A 569-nucleotide genomic window follows, 5' to 3' on the forward strand; every position below is an offset into this window, starting at 1 on the left:
ATCTCTGGTTCTAGGTTTACAAATTTGTTGTTTGTTTTCCATGCGATCTCTCGCATGGCCTCGGATGTCTTGATATTCGTTTGAATATTCAATTCTTTTTGTTCAATATGCGGTTTTCAAGGTACGTATCTGACTGACATTTTTATCAGTCATTTGCAAACTCGATCAACTCGAACTCACAAATCACTGGTAAAAACCAGTTATATGGAACAGCACTTCCCTGCTGACGTAGGTTAACACATTCTTTCCGTTCTTGCGAACCTCACAGGCCGCGCCTTTATCTTAGCCCATTGGAATATGTCTGTTCTATATGAAACACTCATCAGAGCGCGTTTTCTTTCGAAGGGATCCGGCAGCCACCTGCTCTCCCATGCCGTCTCCAGCATAGTACCATCGGCCGCTTAGGTCTTAACCATCGTGTTCGGGATGGGTACGGGTGTGGCCCCTAAGCGCATCGCCACCGGAAATTTTTGTGTCCTCTCTTATTGAACACTAAACAGTATATAAAACCCCTACTCCATTCTTCCTTAGAAAGGAGGTGATCCAGCCGCACCTTCCGATACGGCTAC

At 45.3% G+C, this 569-nt stretch carries 1 rRNA gene; it reads right to left on the minus strand.

The features are described 5' to 3' along the window. Positions 1 to 347: 347 nt before the first annotated feature. A 5S ribosomal RNA gene (rrf, locus tag HW447_RS17845) occupies positions 348 to 465 on the minus strand. Positions 466 to 569: the final 104 nt, after the last annotated feature.

It is taken from the genome of Enterocloster alcoholdehydrogenati, assembly GCF_013282095.1.
Taxonomy (GTDB): domain Bacteria; phylum Bacillota; class Clostridia; order Lachnospirales; family Lachnospiraceae; genus Enterocloster; species Enterocloster alcoholdehydrogenati.